Source organism: Bacteroides intestinalis (assembly GCF_003464595.1).
Lineage (GTDB): Bacteria > Bacteroidota > Bacteroidia > Bacteroidales > Bacteroidaceae > Bacteroides > Bacteroides intestinalis_A.
This window is the reverse complement of sequence record NZ_QRZF01000004.1, coordinates 344081-362470: the sequence shown is the minus strand read 5'-3', so window position 1 is coordinate 362470 and position 18390 is coordinate 344081. Positions and strand designations below refer to the sequence as shown.

General features: G+C 45.6%; 10 protein-coding genes. All 10 read left to right on the top strand.

Annotated elements, in window-relative coordinates; all coding sequences use genetic code 11:
* Window positions 1-10 precede the first annotated feature (10 nt).
* The 10 genes from DWW10_RS08120 to lacZ all read left to right on the top strand — a co-directional run bounded on the left by DWW10_RS08120 (window position 11) and on the right by lacZ (window position 18312).
* Window positions 11-862 (top strand): glycoside hydrolase family 16 protein, encoded by an 852-nt coding sequence (locus tag DWW10_RS08120; protein WP_022394114.1) that lies wholly within the window; start codon window positions 11-13, stop codon window positions 860-862.
* A gap of 151 nt (window positions 863-1013) precedes the next feature.
* On the top strand, window positions 1014-2264 hold the full coding sequence (locus DWW10_RS08115; protein ID WP_022394113.1) for a DUF2264 domain-containing protein: 1251 nt from the start codon (window positions 1014-1016) through the stop codon (window positions 2262-2264).
* A 5-nt stretch (window positions 2265-2269) separates the two neighbouring features.
* Window positions 2270-3559: an alpha-l-rhamnosidase gene (locus DWW10_RS08110; RefSeq protein WP_022394112.1), complete on the top strand. Its 1290-nt coding sequence runs from the start codon at window positions 2270-2272 to the stop codon at window positions 3557-3559.
* A gap of 249 nt (window positions 3560-3808) precedes the next feature.
* Window positions 3809-4933 (top strand): glycoside hydrolase family 88/105 protein, encoded by a 1125-nt coding sequence (locus DWW10_RS08105; protein ID WP_118421208.1) that lies wholly within the window; start codon window positions 3809-3811, stop codon window positions 4931-4933.
* A gap of 232 nt (window positions 4934-5165) precedes the next feature.
* Window positions 5166-7055, top strand: coding sequence for a glycoside hydrolase family 43 protein (locus DWW10_RS08100; RefSeq protein ID WP_259320449.1), 1890 nt, complete (start codon window positions 5166-5168; stop codon window positions 7053-7055).
* A gap of 40 nt (window positions 7056-7095) precedes the next feature.
* Window positions 7096-10023: a glycoside hydrolase family 97 protein gene (locus DWW10_RS08095; RefSeq protein WP_118421209.1), complete on the top strand. Its 2928-nt coding sequence runs from the start codon at window positions 7096-7098 to the stop codon at window positions 10021-10023.
* A gap of 16 nt (window positions 10024-10039) precedes the next feature.
* Window positions 10040-12565: an alpha-L-arabinofuranosidase C-terminal domain-containing protein gene (locus DWW10_RS08090; protein WP_118421210.1), complete on the top strand. Its 2526-nt coding sequence runs from the start codon at window positions 10040-10042 to the stop codon at window positions 12563-12565.
* A gap of 11 nt (window positions 12566-12576) precedes the next feature.
* A complete protein-coding gene (locus DWW10_RS08085) occupies window positions 12577-13137 on the top strand; it encodes a hypothetical protein (protein WP_118421280.1) in 561 nt (186 codons plus the stop codon).
* A gap of 13 nt (window positions 13138-13150) precedes the next feature.
* Window positions 13151-15082, top strand: coding sequence for an alpha-L-arabinofuranosidase C-terminal domain-containing protein (locus DWW10_RS08080; RefSeq protein WP_118421211.1), 1932 nt, complete (start codon window positions 13151-13153; stop codon window positions 15080-15082).
* Between the two features lie 134 nt (window positions 15083-15216).
* Window positions 15217-18312, top strand: coding sequence for a beta-galactosidase, LacZ type (gene lacZ / locus DWW10_RS08075; RefSeq protein WP_022391594.1), 3096 nt, complete (start codon window positions 15217-15219; stop codon window positions 18310-18312).
* Window positions 18313-18390: the final 78 nt, after the last annotated feature.

Genomic DNA, 18390 nt, shown 5'->3' with positions numbered 1-18390 from the left:
GTGAACTTGAATGAAAATAGTAACAAGAAGTCTGTTCCTGCTATTTTTGCTTATTCCGGTAGGTCTGTCCGGCCAATCGGAGTGGCAATTAGTGTGGAGTGATGAGTTCAACGCAGACGGTCTTCCGGATACGGCTGTGTGGAGTTATGATAATGGTTTTGCACGTAATGAAGAAGCCCAGTGGTATCAGGAAGGCAATGCTTACTGCAAGGATGGAAAGCTGATTATCGAAGTGCGAAAAGAGGAAGGACGTAGAAATCCATGGTACGAACCCGGAAGTAACGACTGGCGGAAGAAGCGGGAGTTTATCGAGTACACTTCCTCGTGCATCACTACGTCCGGTAAGAAAGAATTTCTTTATGGCAGATTTGAAGTTCGCGCCAAGATTCCTGTAAGTGGAGGGGCATGGCCTGCTATCTGGACATTGGGCAGCGGTATGGAGTGGCCTTCGTGTGGTGAAATTGACATCATGGAATACTATCGTATTAAAGGTGAACCGCATATTCTGGCAAATGCTGCCTGGGGAACTGACCGGCAATGGAGTGCAAAATGGAAAAGTAAAGCAATCCCTTTTACTCATTTTACGGATAAAGATCCCCAATGGGCAGATAAATTTCATGTCTGGCGTATGGATTGGGATGAAACTGCAATTAAACTCTATCTGGATGATGAATTACTGAATGAAATACCTTTGAGCGAAACTATAAACGGAACGATTGGGATGAGAACAAATCCTTTCCGCAAGTCTCAATATCTTTTGTTGAACTTGGCTCTTGGTGGCATAAACGGTGGAGAAATTGATGATAAAGGAATCCCCATGCGCTATGAAATAGACTATGTACGGGTATATCAGAAGCAATAGAAAAGATGGAAAAGACCAGATTTTCCTGAAAACTATGCATTTTATAACGGAAATGACCGATAAATATCCTCTTTTGCAATATTTGTAGTAGTTCGTTTTCTTATGAAACGGATATATTTGCAACAATGAAAAACAACTTATATAGAATATCATGAAAACAAGAAAATATCTTTGGCTACTATTGACCGTAGCATTGCTGATACCTCTTAATGTATCGGCTAAAAAGAAACCTGAAAAAGTAAAGACTGATCGTGAATTATGGACAGGCATTCTCTATCAGATGGCTGCACCTGTACTGAGCAATATGAGCGAAGGTAAATTGCAGGAAAATATGCTGGTAGAGTTAAGTCCTACATGGGATGGCCGTGATAAACGAGTGACTTATATGGAATGCTTCGGCAGGTTGATGGCCGGACTGGCTCCGTGGTTGTCATTGCCTGATGATGACACGGCAGAAGGTCAGCAGCGCAAACAATTGCGTGAGTGGGCATTGAAGAGTTATGCCCAATCAGTGGACCCGGAAAGTAAAGATTACCTGCTATGGCGCAAGGAAGGACAACCTCTCGTAGATGCTGCTTATATAGCTGAAAGCTTTTTGCGTGGATATGATGCCTTATGGGTTCCATTGGATGATTTGACAAAGCAGCGATATATTGCTGAATTCCAACAATTACGCCGGGTAGATCCCCCATATACGAATTGGTTGTTATTCTCTTCAACTGTTGAATGCTTCCTGAAAAAGGCAGGTGCCCAAACCGATTACTATCGTATAACTTCTGCTTTACGTAAAGTAGACGAGTGGTATGTGGGCGATGGTTGGTACAGTGACGGAGAAGATTTTGCATTTGACTATTATAACAGTTTTGTGCTTCACCCCATGTATGTGGAATGCCTTGACGTGATGACGGATGGAGGAAAAAGAAACATCTGGAATGTGAAAGGCGGAAACTTCCCGAAAGCTTTGAAGCGTATGCAGCGTTTCGGTATGATATTGGAACGCTTTGTTTCTCCCGAAGGTGCTTTCCCCGTATTTGGTCGTTCAATTACTTATCGTACCGGTGTACTACAGCCGCTTGCCTTGTTGTCATTACGTGGCTGGCTACCGAAAGAATTGCCTGCCGGACAGGTGCGTGCGGCAATGACGGCTGTTATTCAACGCATGTTCGGTGATAACCGCAATTTCAATGCGGAAGGTTATCTGACATTAGGCTTTAATGGTTCTCAACCCAATATTTCAGACTGGTATACCAATAATGGTAGTCTTTATCTGGCTTCGCTTGCTTTCTTGCCATTAGGTTTGGCTGCTGATGATCCCTTCTGGACAGATGCACCACAGCCCTGGACATCAAAGAAAGCATGGGGAGGAGAAGATTTCCCGAAAGATCACGCATATTACGAATAATAATTATGAATAAACGCATTCTTTTTTTCTTTCTGATTCTCCTGATATTTTCCGCTCTCCGGGCACAACAGTCCCGGCTTGTGGAAGTGGGGAACGGATATAGCCAAACGTCGGTCAATACGACTGTATTCAGAAACAACTCGCTTGTGACACAAGGAGATGAACAGTATATAAGTTATTATGACGGGGACGGTTATCTGGTGCTCGGCAAACGGAAGTTGGACTCTGACCAATGGACGTTACAACGGACACAATACAAGGGAAATGTAAAGGATGCCCATAATATAATCAGTATGATGCTGGACGGAGATGGTTATTTGCATCTGTCATTTGACCATCACGGACATAAACTGAATTATTGTCGCAGCACTGCTCCGTATACTCTGGAGCTGGGTGATAAAGAGCCTATGACCGGAGTGGATGAGGGAAATGTGACTTATCCGGAGTTCTATCCGTTGAATGGAGGCGATCTGTTGTTTGTTTATCGTTCCGGTTCTTCCGGCAGGGGAAATCTGGTGATGAACCGCTATTCTGTGAAAGAGAAAAAGTGGTATCGCGTACAAGATGTTCTGATAGATGGTGAAGACCAGCGGAATGCCTATTGGCAACTTTATGTAGATGAGCAGGGAACCATACACCTGTCGTGGGTATGGCGCGAAACATGGCATGTGGAGACTAATCATGATCTTTGTTATGCCCGCTCCTATGATAACGGTGTGACGTGGTATAAGGCGAATGGCAAGAAATATGATTTGCCTATTCGTTACAATAATGCAGAGTATGCCTGCCGCATTCCACAAAACTCAGAACTCATCAACCAGACCAGTATGAGTGCGGATGCAAGTGGTAATCCTTACATTGCCACGTATTGGCGCGATCCTGATAGTGATGTTCCGCAATACCGTATTGTGTGGTACGATGGACAAATGTGGCAGAACCGCCAGGTTTCCGATCGTCATACTCCTTTTTCTCTGAAAGGCGGTGGCACCAAGATGATTCCAATTGCCCGTCCGCGTATTGTAGTGGAAGGTGGTGAGATATTCTACATCTTCCGTGATGAAGAACGGGGAAGTAGAGTGTCGATGGCACATGCTCAGGCTGTGGGAACTGGCAAATGGACCTTTACGGACCTGACAGACTTTGCAGTAGACGCCTGGGAACCCTCACATGACACGGAACTGTGGAAGCAGAAACGCCGGCTCCATCTTTTTGTGCAGCATACTAAACAAGGTGATGGTGAACGTATGGTTGAATTTGCTCCTCAGCCGGTATATGTGCTGGAAGTGAATAATTGATTTTGTATACGTATAATTTACTATAGTGACAGACTCCCTTTAATCCTTACTCAGAATACCTTCTGGGAGGGGGGATAATGAGTATACGACTGAATAGGGTTAAGTATACGACTGAATGGCATTCAGTATACGATTGAATAGGGTTCACTCCGGGACACAAATCCAAGGAGGTACTCAGTAGATATGAATTTGTCTTCCTTTATGAATAATAACGAATGGTATAGTAATTAAGTAAAAAAAGAAAAATATATGAAAACGTTTTTGGGAAATGTGATACTTTTAGCTTTCTGTTTGAGTGGACTGTCTGCTTGTGCCGCTCCGAAAGATGAGGCTAAAGAAGTTGTGGATATCATTTATAAAGTGAATAACTATTGGCAGGAAAAGAATCCGAAGCATGGACGTTCATTCTGGGACAATGCCGCCTATCATACAGGTAATATGGAGGCATTCTTCCTTACCGGTGATTCGAAGTTCATGGACTACTCCAAAGCATGGGCCGAACATAATGAATGGAAAGGAGCCAAATCGGACAATAAGGCTGAGTGGAAGTATAGTTACGGTGAAAGTGATGATTACGTACTTTTTGGTGACTATCAGACTTGCTTTCAGACCTATGCCGACTTATATAACCTGGAGCCGGATTCGCAGAAAATAGTTCGTGCCCGCGAAGTGATGGAATATCAGATGAGTACGGATAAGAACGATTATTGGTGGTGGGCCGATGGACTCTATATGGTGATGCCCGTTATGACTAAACTATATAAGATAACCGGTAATCCGCTTTATCTGGAAAAATTGCATGAATATTGGGTATTTGCCGATAGCTTGATGTATGATTCCGAAGATGCTCTATATTACCGTGACGGGAAATATATCTATCCCAAACATAAGAGTGCGAACGGCAAGAAAGACTTTTGGGCACGCGGAGACGGCTGGGTGCTTGCAGCACTGGCTAAAGTATTGAAGGATTTACCTGAAACAGATAAATACCGCCAGGAATATATAGATCGTTTCCAGACAATGGCAAAAGCTGTAGCTGCCTGTCAGCAACCGGAAGGATACTGGACACGCAGCCTGCTTGATCCGGAACATGCACCCGGACCGGAAACCAGTGGTACTGCTTTCTTTACCTATGGCCTGCTATGGGGTATGAATAACGGCTTTTTGGATAAGGCTACTTATCAGCCTGTAGTAGAAAAAGCCTGGAAGTATCTGACGACTGTTGCTTTGCAACCGGATGGACGTATCGGTTATGTGCAACCTATCGGAGAAAAGGCAATTCCGGGTCAGGTAGTAGATGCCAATTCGACTGCCAATTTTGGAGTGGGAGCATTCTTATTGGCTGCTTGTGAAATGGTACGTTTCTTGGATTGAACATTCGTTTTTAATTGAAATACGAAATGGAGTTTGTTTTGCCGGCAAACTCCATTTTTGTTATAGATAAGTGGGTAAATCTTTGTTTTTTAATGAAATGACACAAAATTATTCCCTTTTTGCATGATTCGTGGTAGTATATTCCCTTTTTTATGTGTATTTTTGACACCCAATAACTAACGTGAATTTTATGAGGAACACTATGAGACATTTTGCAGTTGCTATTAGTTTAATGTTGGCAATGACATTGCCTTCTTTTTCCCAACAACATCCTATCGTTGAAAAAGATTATGTGGCTTATTTGTTTACCTACTTTACAGGTAACCACATCAGTGAAGAAGCTGTATGTTATGCCGTAAGTATGGACGGATATACATATTGGGCACTGAATGACGGCAAGCCCGTTCTTGATTCAAAAGTAATCAGTTCGACCGGTGGTGTGCGCGACCCGCATATCCTGAGAAGCCAGGACGGTCATACCTTTTATATGGTGGTGACAGATATGGTATCTGACAATGGTTGGGATTCGAACCGTGCAATGGTGCTGCTGAAGTCCAATGACCTTGTAAACTGGACGCATTCCATCATCAATATGCAGAAACGTTATAAAGGACAGGAAAAGCTGAAACGTGTTTGGGCACCGCAGACGGTTTTTGATCCTGAAGCCGGAAAATATATGGTGTACTGGTCTATGCAGTATGCCGGTGGAGCCGATATCATCTACTATGCATATGCCAATGATGACTTTACAGATCTGATTGGTGAACCGAAGCCACTCTTCATTCCGGAGAATAAGAAATCATGTATCGACGGGGATATTGTCTATAAAGACGGCGTTTTCCACCTGTTCTATAAGACAGAGGGACATGGAAACGGTATTAAAGTGGCAACCACCCGTTCACTGACTTCCGGCCAATGGGAAGAAGCACCGGACTACAAGCAGCAAACAAAAGAGGCTGTAGAAGGCGCCGGCACATTTAAACTGATAAATCAGGATAAGTATATATTAATGTATGATGTATACATGAAAGGCAAATATCAGTTTACGGAAACTACCGATCTGAAGAACTTCAAAGTGATAGACAGTGAAGTGAAGATGAATTTCCATCCCCGCCATGGAACGATTATTCCTATCACGCGCGATGAATTGATCCGCATCACAGATAAATGGGGCAAGCCTGCCGAATTGGGTGCAATACCGAACAACCCTGTATTGCCCGGATTCCATGCCGACCCTGAAATCTTATATTCAAACAAGACAAAGAAGTATTATATCTATTCCACAACAGACGGACAACCCGGCTGGGGCGGATGGTACTTCACTGTTTTCTCTTCAACCGACCTGAAGAACTGGAACTATGAAGGCGTTATGTTGGATTTGAAATCCGAACAGGTACCTTGGGCGAATGGAAATGCCTGGGCACCGTGTATTGAAGAAAAACTCATCAAGGGAGAATACAAGTACTTCTTTTATTATAGCGGTAATCCTGCCAAAGGCGGAGGAAAGCAAATCGGCGTAGCAATGGCCGACTCACCTACCGGACCGTTTACCGATCTGGGACAGCCCATCATTACAGACTCCCCTGTAGGACGCGGACAGCAGATAGACGTGGATGTCTTCACTGATCCCGTATCCGGTAAACCCTATCTGTATTGGGGTAATGGCTACATGGCCGGCGCCGAACTGAATAAAGATATGATCTCCATCAAGAAGAAAACACTTACGGTAATGACTCCCGAAGGAGGAACCTTGCAGGATTATGCATTCCGCGAAGCTCCTTATGTATTTTACCGTAACGGACTTTATTATTTTATGTGGTCGGTAGATGACACCGGTTCACCCAACTATCATGTGGCTTACGGTACATCTAAATCGCCGCTGGGACCTATCGAGGTAGCTAAAGATCCGATTGTGCTGATTCAGAATCCGGAGAAACAAATCTACGGTCCTGCACACAATGCAGTGCTACAAATTCCGGGTACGGATGAGTGGTATATCGTTTACCATCGTATTAATAAGAACTTCCTGAAAGATGGTCCGGGTGTGCACCGCGAGGTGTGCATTGATCGCATGGAATTCAATGCGGACGGAACCATTAAGCCGGTAGTGCCAACCCTTTAATTATATGACTATTAAAATACCAGAGAAACATTATTTGATCATGAGAAACAAACTGAAGGGATTAGCTTTTTTATGTATGGCGGTAGCCTTGCCGCTGACAGCACAGAATGTAACCGTCAGCGGACCTGACGGTAAATTACAACTAACAGTTTCGTGCCCGGAAGGGAAGGAAGCATCGTATTCTCTCACCTATAACGGAAAACAGATGTTGGAATCATCTCCGTTGGGTCTGGAGACCAATGTGGGAGATTTCGCGAAAGCAATGAAACTGACCGGGCATAAAGAAAGGAAAATTGATACCGTTTACACGCAATCGCGTATCAAAGCTTCCAAGATACGCTATCAGGCCAATGAATTGGTATGTGCTTTTGCCAATGCAAAAGGGCAGAAGATGGACGTAATCTTCCGTGTGAGCAATAATGACGTTGCTTTCCGCTATACGTTGCCCCGCCAGGGCGAACGGGGAAGCCTTGTTGTGAACAGCGAAGCAACCGGCTTCCGTTTTCCTGAACAGACTACTACCTTCATGTGTCCGCAAAGTGACGCTATGATAGGCTGGAAGCGGACAAAACCGAGTTATGAAGAAGAATATAAGGCAGATGCTCCGATGGATGTCCGTTCACAATACGGACACGGATATACTTTCCCCTGCCTGTTCCGCGTAGGAGATAATGGCTGGGTGCTTGTCAGTGAGACAGGAGTAGACAGCCGCTATTGCGGTTCGCGCCTGAGCGATGTAACAGAAGGAAATCTGTATACGGTAGCTTTCCCGATGGCTGAAGAGAATAATGGTAACGGAACAGTTGCCCCCGCTTTCGCTTTACCGGGTTCTACCCCTTGGCGTACGATTACGGTAGGTGAAACATTGAAACCTATTGTAGAAACCACTGTTATCTGGGATGTTGTGGAACCGTTGTATGAGACGGAACATGATTATCAGATGGGACGTGGTACCTGGAGCTGGATACTCTGGCAGGACGGCAGTATCAATTATGATGACCAGGTGCGTTATGTTGATCTGGCTGCTGCAATGGGCTATGAATATGTATTGATTGATAACTGGTGGGATACGAAGATCGGCCATAAGCGTATGGAATCCCTCATCGACTATGCACAAGGTAAGGGAGTGGATGTATTCTTGTGGTACAGTTCAAGCGGCTACTGGAATGATATCGAGCAAGGGCCCGTCAACATGATGGATGATCCGATTATCCGCAAGCGTGAAATGAAATGGCTTCAGGAGCAGGGTGTGAAAGGTATTAAAGTCGATTTCTTCGGTGGAGACAAACAGGAAACCATGCGTTTGTACGAAGGTATTCTGAGCGATGCTGACGATCATGGTCTGATGGTAATCTTCCACGGCTGTACAGTGCCTCGCGGATGGGAGCGGATGTATCCCAACTATGTAGGCAGCGAAGCGGTACTGGCTTCCGAGAATCTGATTTTCAACCAGCACTACTGTGATGAAGAGGCTTTCAATGCCTGTCTGCATCCTTTTATCCGTAATTCGGTAGGCTGTATGGAATTTGGCGGTACTTTCTTGAACAAGCGTTTGAACCGGGGGAACAATGGTGGAACTACCCGTCGCACGACGGATGTATTCCAGTTGTCAACGGCTGTGTTATTCCAGAATCCTATTCAGAATTATGCTTTGGCACCCAACAATCTGACAGATGCCCCTCAAGTTTGTTTGGACTTTATGAAACAAGTGCCTACTACGTGGGATGAAACACGTTTTATTGATGGTTATCCCGGAAAATATGCAGTCATTGCACGTCGTCACGGCAAACAGTGGTATGTAGTTGCCGTTAACGGTACAAAAGAAGTACTGAAGTTGAAACTCGAATTACCTATGCTGGCAGGAGAGACTCTCTCATTTTATAATGATGATAAAGAACTGCAACCCCAGTTGCAAACTCTGAAACTGAAAGCTGACGGCAAACTTCAACTGACCCTCCAACCGCAAGGTGGCGCTGTACTGGTTCAGGACTGGAAAACGAATGAGAAGGAAATGGGGGCTTATCTGTTTACCTATTTCAAAGACGATACACATAGTTTATATTTTGCAGTCAGCGATGACGGATATACATTTACGGATGTAAATAACGGTCAGCCCATTATCGCCGGTGATACGATTGCCGAACAGAAAGGTATCCGTGACCCGCATATCTATCGTGCACCGGATGGTACTTTCTACATTGCCATGACCGACCTGCATATCTTTGCCCAGCAGAAAGGTCTGCGCAACACCGAGTGGGAGCGTGACGGAGCCAAATATGGCTGGGGCAACAACCGTGGTTTTGTCCTGATGAAATCAAAAGACCTTGTAAACTGGACACACCATGTGGTTCGTATTGACAAGACTTTCCCCGGATATGATGAGATCGGTTGTGCCTGGGCACCTGAACTGGTCTACGATGAACATGCAGGCAGAATAATGATCTACTTCACCATGCGCATGGGCAATGCACGGAATATGCTGTACTATGCTTATGTAAACGAAGACTTCGACGGTCTGGAAACAGAACCCCACTTATTGTTCCAATATCCTGATGCTACCAAATCAGCTATCGATGCCGATATCACGAAAGTAGGTGATAAGTATCACATGTTCTACGTAGCTCACGACGGAACACCGGGTATCAAACAAGCTGTTTCGAAATATATCAACCGTGGATATGCTTATCTGCCGGAATGGGTAGACCCGGAACCGAAAGCCTGCGAAGCTCCTAACATGTGGAAGCGCATTGGCGAAGACAAATGGGTGGTAATGTATGACATCTATGGTATCAATCCTCATAATTTCGGTTTCAGTGAAACCACTGACTTTGTGAATTTCAAAGATCTGGGACACTTCAACGAGGGCGTGATGAAGGCGACTAACTTTTCTTCACCGAAACATGGAGCAGTAATCCACATCACTAAGAAAGAGGCTGAGAAGCTGAGAAAGTATTGGAAAAACAAATAACCCGATAAATAATACCATGAACAGATTGATTAGATTTTTAAGTGTATGTTTACTTCTGTCTTTTGTCTTCCCTGTGCAGGCAAAGGTGGAGGGCGTGACGAATGAACCGAATCAGGTGTACCTCTTTTCCTATTCGAACCGTGATGGACGCAGCGGCCTGAAGTTTGCCTGGAGTCCCGACGGAGAGAAGTGGTTTAGCGTGGCCGATGGATTTGCCTATGTGAATTCCGACTTCGGTCCGTGGGGACGGGCAAAGACTATGTTCAAGCCCCATTTGATGCAAACCCGTGCCGATGGCAAATGGCATTGCATCTGGGAAGCTACGAATACCGGTAAGGCACTTGCCTATGTAACCTCTCCCGACTTGCAGAAGTGGGAAGCACAGAGTTATTTCTCTCCCGAAGAACGTAGCAAGTATGAGCCCAAAGATGTGTATCCCACCACTCAGAAGAAGGTGTTGGTGAATGGTTCCGAAGAAGAAGGCTGGGTGCAGGAAGTTCCCTATACTACCGTGCAGCAGATCATCCGCTATGCCGAACATAAGAAATACCGCCAGTCACTGAATGCCGAACGTACCGAGCAAGACCCTGTACGTTTTGCCAACCTCAAGCCTGTAGAGGCTACTATCCAGGTAAATGCAGGTCAGGCAAAAGAAATCAGCAAGCATCTGATTGGTATTTTCTTTGAGGATATCAACTATGGAGCTGACGGTGGTTTGTATGCCGAACTGGTTCAGAACCGCGACTTTGAATATACCCCGACCGACCGTGGTAACGATCAGAACTGGAATAGTACTCACTCCTGGAGTGTTCAGGGCAGTGATGCTACATTGAGCATTGCAACGGAGAATCCTATTCATCCTAATAACTCCCATTATGCCGTCTTCGATGTGAGTGCAGCTGAACAAACTGCATTGGTGAATGCTGGTTTCGATGGCATAGCCTTGAAGAAAGGCGAAAAATATGACTTCTCACTCTTTGGTAAAGTGCTTGAGGGTAAAGGAGGTAAGGTACTTGTGAACTTGGTTGATAAAGATGGAACAATTATAGGACAAACTGCCGTAAATGTAACATCTAAAGATTGGAAACAACAGAAAGCAGTCCTGACAGCCACAAGCGATGCGGCGGCTGCATCTCTGTCCATTGTTCCCCAGGCTGTCAGCAAGTATGCGCTGGATATGATTTCCCTCTTCCCGCAAAAGACCTTCAAAGGTCGTAAGAACGGACTTCGTGCTGATTTGGCACAAACGCTTGCCGACCTGCATCCCCGTTTCGTACGTTTCCCCGGTGGTTGTGTGGCTCATGGCGATGGAATAGATAATATTTATGATTGGAAAGGCTCTATCGGTCCGTTGGAAGCCCGCAAGCCGCTCCGTAACCTTTGGGGATACCATCAGACACGCGGTCTGGGATACCACGAATACTTCTTGTTCTGTGAAGATATGGGTGCGGAACCCGTACCTGTGCTTGCAGCCGGTGTACCTTGTCAGAACTCTGGTACCTGCGCTCACCATTCCAAGGATGAACTGACTTGTATGGGACAGCAGGGTGGTATTCCGATGGAAGAAATGGATCAATACATTCAAGATGTTCTCGACCTGATAGAATATGCCAACGGAGATGCCCGCAAAACCGTGTGGGGCAAGAAGCGTGCGGAAGCCGGACATCCGAAACCGTTCAATCTGAAGTTTATCGGTATCGGCAATGAGGACATGATTACACCTGTCTTCGTGGAACGCTTTAAGATGATATTCGATGCAGTAAAAGCAAAACATCCTGAAGTTACCGTGATTGGTACTACCGGTCCGTTCTACGAAGGTACGGATTATGAAATAGGTTGGGACCTTGCTACCGAATTGGGTGTACCGATGGTAGACGAGCACTACTATGTAGAACCGGGTTGGATGATCCATAACCAGGAATATTACGATCATTACGACCGTAGCAAAGCGAAAGTTTACTTGGGAGAATACGCCGCCCACTTGCCGGGACGCCCCAATAATGTAGAAACTGCGCTTGCCGAAGCTCTCTATCTGACTGCCGTAGAACGTAACGGTGACGTGGTAGAAATGACTTCCTATGCTCCGTTGTTGGCTAAAGATGGTCATACACAATGGAATCCGGACTTGATCTATTTCAATAATACGGAAGTGAGACCCACAGTAGGCTACTATACTCAACAGATGTATGGTCAGAATGCTGGTACCGAATACCTGTCTTCTACGGTAAAACTGAATAATGGTTGGGATGCCGTGAAGAAGCGTGTCGGAGTATCAGTCGTGAAAGACGCTAATACCGGAGATTATATCGTGAAGTTAGTGAATATGCTTCCGGTGGAAGTTTCTTCCCAGGTGAAGTTGGACGGAGCTACTTTGGTAAATCCTTCGGCTACAAAAACGATATTGACAGGTGATCCGAAAGACAGAGGAGCTAAACCCGCTTCTTCTGATTTCAAGGTAGAAGGAGATGACTTTTCTTACTCAATGCCGGCTTATTCGTTTACAGTGATACGTATCCATCAGAATATTGAAAAGAAAAAATAATGATATCTGATATGGAAACATCGAGAAGGCGTTTTGTGAAAACCTCCTGTTTAGGTGCTTTATGCTTCTGTGGGTTTGGACGCCTTCTCGGAGGGAATACTCCGGCTTTGGAAGATACAGAAGAGGCTTCTGATACAAATGATATGGCAAAAGTATGGATTGCAGAGCTTCTAACAAATCTGAGTGCAACTCAAGAAGAATCACAACTTCGTTTATTGATAAAGTCAGCTTCGATAGCTCATTTTAATCAAATGAAAGCGGAGGCTATGCTGGCACCCTTTAAAGGGCGATTAAAAGACTTTATTTCTTTCATAGAGAAAGAGTGGGGTTGGAAATGTCACTTTGAAGAAAATGAAAAGGTGCTTATTGCTGATGAATCGAAACCTTTTTGTGTATGCCCGCTAATAAATAAAGATACGGATAAGCTTCTTCCTGCCATGTGCTATTGCTCTGAGGGATTTGCAGAACGTATGTTTTCTGTGGTGTGTGAGCATCAGGTGGAGGCTGTAGTTATATCTTCTGTACAGAGAGGAGATGAAAGATGTATTTATCGAATAGAATTGAATCGTTAGAAATGAATATAATATGAAAAGATTTTTATTTTTCCTGATGATTGTTGGAGCACTGAGTGTGCAGGCACAACAACATGTGATGACCGTCGACGTTTCTAAACCGACGGCAAAGATACAACCTGAAATGTATGGCATCTTTTTCGAAGATATCAACTTCGGTGCCGATGGCGGTCTGTATGCCGAACTGGTAAAGAACCGTTCTTTTGAATTCCCACAACCTTTCGTGGGTTGGGTGCCTTTCGGTAATGTAACCGTTCAGGATGCAAATCCTTGTTTTGACCGCAATCCTCACTATGTACGTGTAGTGAACGACGGTCGTCTGCTGCGTGCCGGACTGGATAATGAAGGTTATCGCGGTATTGGTGTGAAGCAAGGCGAAGAATACCGTTTCTCCGTTTATGCCCGCACACCGGATGCGAAGCCGATGAAGCTCTCCATCGAGCTTGTCAACTCTAATGCACAGAATCTGTTGAAGAAAGAAATCGAAGTCAGCGGCAATAACTGGCAAAAGCTGACGGCGGTGTTGAAATCTCCTTTCACAGACGCTCATGCCCGCCTGCGTATCGTCCTCGAAACACAGGGCACGGTGGATATGGATCATATCTCCCTGTTCCCTGTGAATACTTGGAAAGGACGTGAGAATGGCCTGCGTGCCGACCTCGCACAAGCCCTTTATGACCTTAACCCGGGCGTATTCCGTTTCCCCGGTGGTTGTATCATTGAGGGTAACAGTCTTGAAACCCGTTACCAGTGGAAGAATTCCGTAGGTCCTGTTGAAAACCGCCCTCTGAATGAAAACCGCTGGAACTACACCTTCAAACATAAAGCCTTCCCTGACTATTTCCAGACTTTGGGACTTGGTTACTTTGAATACTTCCTGTTGAGCGAAGACCTCGGTGCAGAACCTCTTCCGGTAATCAGCTGCGGACTCTCCTGCCAGTACGAAAGCAATGAAGTGGTTCCGATGGATGAACTTGATCCGTACATACAGGATGCACTCGACCTGATTGAATTTGCCAACGGCCCTGTTACTTCCAAGTGGGGAAAGGTGCGTGCCGATATGGGACATCCCGAACCCTTCAATCTGAAGATGATCGGTATCGGCAATGAACAGTGGGACAAGGTTTATGTAGAACGCCTCGAAGCTTTCACAAAAGCCATCCGTGCGAAATACCCTAATGTGAAGGTTGTAGGTAGCTCCGGCCCGAGTGCCAGCGGTGATAAATTCGATTATCTCTGGCCCGAAATGAAGCGTATCGGTGTAGACCTGGTGGACGAACACTACTACATGAATCCTGATTGGTTCTTTGGCAATGCGTCACGCTATGACAATTACGACCGTAAAGGTCCGAAGGTTTTTGCCGGAGAATATGCTTCACACGATCATTCCACGAAGAAGGATAACAACTTCCTCGCCGCCCTTTCCGAAGCTGCCTTTATGACGGGATTGGAACGGAATGCGGATGTTGTCCATCTGGCTACTTATGCGCCGTTGTTTGCTCACGTAGACGCTTGGCAGTGGAATCCGGACTTGATTTGGTTCGATAACCTGCGCATGATGCGCACACCGAACTATTACGTTCAGCAGATGTACGGCATGAATGCCGGTACCGATGTGCTCAGCCTGAAGATGGATGGCAAAGCAGTAGCGGGGCAGGACAGCCTCTATGCAACAGCTGCACTGAATGCACCTACCGGAGAAATCATTCTGAAACTGGTGAATGCAAGTAGTAAGCCTGCCGATGTTCAGATCGATTTCAATGGTTTGAAGAAACGTCAGTTGGTTGCCGGTTCCTGCACTTACTTACAGAACGACAATTGGCGCACTGTAAATACGCTGGATCAGGAAGCGATTGTTCCCCGTGTACGTCCGGTGCAGGTAGAAGGGCAATCTCTGAAACTGAAACTTGAACCACGTTCGTTTGGAGTGTATAGATTACAGTAGCTTGTAGCTCTTTGAACTCTATTCCCCCTTTTTTGAACTATTATTCACCCTAAAAAAAGTTCATTCATCCTATCTTTGTAGCGGTATGCAGAAAATATTCTTCGTACCGCTACAAACATAATAATTTTATATCCATGAAGAAACATCTTATTACCGGACTCTTTGCAGCCCTGGCTCTGACTGCAAATGCACAGTCCTTTAAAGAGTGGCTTGATCCGGAAATCAATGCCGTGAACCGTGCTCCCATGCACACTAATTACTTTGCCTATGAATCGGCAGATGCCGCCATGCAAGGCAAGAAAGCCCAATCTACTAATTACATGACTTTGAACGGTACCTGGAAATTCTCTTGGGTACGCAATGCCGACCAGCGTCCTACCGACTTCTGGAAAGTAGGTTTCAATGACCGTGGTTGGAATAATCTGCAAGTTCCCGCAGTGTGGGAATTGAACGGTTATGGCGATCCTATTTATGTAAACACCGGCTATGCCTGGCGTAATCAGTTCCAGAACAACCCTCCTGAAGTTCCTACAGAGAACAATCATGTAGGTTCTTACCGTCGTGAAATCATTGTTCCCGCCGACTGGAAAGGGAAAGACATTATCGCTCATTTCGGTTCTGTAACCTCCAACATGTATCTCTGGGTAAACGGCCGTTATGTAGGCTATAGCGAAGACAGCAAGCTCGAAGCTGAATTCGACCTGACTCCTTATTTGAAGCCCGGACAAACGAATCTCATCGCTTTCCAGGTATTCCGCTGGTGTGATGGAACCTACCTGGAAGACCAGGACTTCTTCCGTTACAGTGGTGTGGGACGTGATTGCTACCTCTATGCCCGCAACAAGAAACGTATTCAGGATATCCGTATCACTCCGGATCTGGACGAGGCATACAAAAATGGTTCCCTGCGTGTGACGCTCGATCTGAAAGGCAGCGGTAATGTGAACCTGGAATTACTCGATGCTGCCGGCAAGGCAGTAGCTACGGAAACAGCCAAAGGTAGCGGTACCATTCTGATGAATGTGGAAAATCCGCATAAATGGACAGCCGAAACTCCTTACCTCTATACACTGCGTGCCACTTTGCAAGGCAGCAACGAAGTAATCCCCGTAAAGGTAGGCTTCCGTAAGATCGAATTGAAAGGTGACCAGATATTAGTAAACGGCCAGGCCGTTCTCTTCAAAGGTGCCGACCGTCATGAAATTGATCCGGATGGTGGTTATGTCGTATCTCCCGAACGCATGATCCAGGATATCCAGGTCATGAAGAAATTCAATATCAACGCTGTGCGTACCTGTCACTATCCTGATGATAACCTGTGGTACGACCTTTGCGACCAATACGGTCTGTATGTAGTGGCTGAGGCTAATATCGAATCACACGGTATGGGTTATCGTGAAAAGACACTGGCAAAACGCACCGACTATGCCAAGGCTCACATGGAACGTAACCAGCGCAATGTACAACGCGGCTTCAACCATCCCAGTATCATTTTCTGGTCATTGGGTAACGAAGCCGGTTTCGGACCTAATTTTGAAGCTTGCTACCGTTGGATCAAGAACGAAGACTCCAGCCGTGCCGTACAATACGAACAGGCACACGGAAACGAATTTACCGACATCGACTGCCCCATGTATGCTGATTACAAGCACATGGAAAAATATGGTCAACGTACAGATGCCAAGAAGCCTCTTATCCAGTGTGAATATGCCCACGCTATGGGTAACTCACAGGGTGGTTTCAAAGAATATTGGGATCTGATCCGTAAATACCCCAACCTGCAAGGCGGTTTTATCTGGGACTTCGTAGACCAGTCCGTTCGTTGGAAAGGTAAAGACGGTGTAACTATCTACGCTTATGGCGGTGACTTCAACCGTTACGACGGTTCGGACAAGAACTTCTGTGATAATGGTCTGATCAGCCCCGACCGTATTCCCAATCCGCACATGTACGAAGTGGGTTACTATTATCAGAACATCTGGACAACTCCCGCTGACCTGAAGAACGGCGAAGTGAACGTGTACAACGAAAACTTCTTCCGTGACCTTTCCGCCTACTATCTGGATTGGCAATTGCTTGCTAACGGTAAAGTAATTCGTACCGGTCGTGTAGAAGACCTCAACGTAGCTCCGCAGCAGACTGCCAAAGTGAAATTGAACATCGGCAAAACCTGCGAATGCAAAGAATGGTTGCTGAATGTAACTTATCGTCTGAAGAATCGCGAAGGCTTGCTCCCTGCCGGATATGCCGTAGCCAAAGACCAACTTGTACTGAACCCCTACAAGGCTCCTGCCATGGACTTGAAGAATGTGGAAGTTGTGAACACTCCCACCATTGCTCCTCAAATCCAGGAAAACGACTGGCGTTATTTGATTATCAACGGTGATAACTTCCGTTTGGAATTCAACAAACATACCGGTTACCTGAATCGCTACAACGTAGCAGGCACGGAATTGATGAACGAAGATGCCGAACTGGCACCTAACTTCTGGCGTGCACCTACAGACAATGATTTCGGTGCAGGTTTGCAACAGAAATTCGCTGCCTGGAAGAACCCAGGTCTGAAGCTGACTTCCTTCAAATGGGAAACAGTAGACAATCAGACTGTGGTACGTGCAGAATACGAAATGAAGAATGTTTCTGCCAAACTGGATCTTACTTATGTAATCAATAACAAGGGTGCTGTAAAAGTGACTCAGAAGATGACTGCCGATCCGGAGGCTAAAGTTTCTCATATGTTCCGTTTCGGTATGCAGATGCAGATGCCCAAGACTTTTGAAACTGTAGAATATTATGGCCGTGGCCCGGTAGAGAACTACAGTGACCGCAATCATTGTACAGATCTGGGATTGTATCGCCAAAGTGTAGATGAACAATTCTATTCTTATATCCGTCCGCAGGAAACAGGTACGAAGACTGATATCCGCTGGTGGAAGCAACTGAATGATGCCGGACGCGGTTTGCAGATTGTAGCTGACGCTCCGTTCTCTGCATCAGCCCTGCACTATACTATCGAGTCTTTGGACGATGGTTGGGAGAAGGCCCAGAACCACTCTCCCGAAGTGAAAGAGGCTAACCTGACAAATCTCTGCATCGACAAGGCTCAGATGGGCTTAGGATGTGTGAACAGTTGGGGTGCATGGCCGTTGCCACAATATCAGTTGCCTTATGGTGACTATGAATTTACGTTCATTCTTACTCCGGTACAACACGGTATAGAAATTGAATAAGTAAATCTATCTCAATTTTCCTCCTCCCAGGAGGAGGGGAATTGAGATACTCTTTAATTATACTCATTATTATTATAG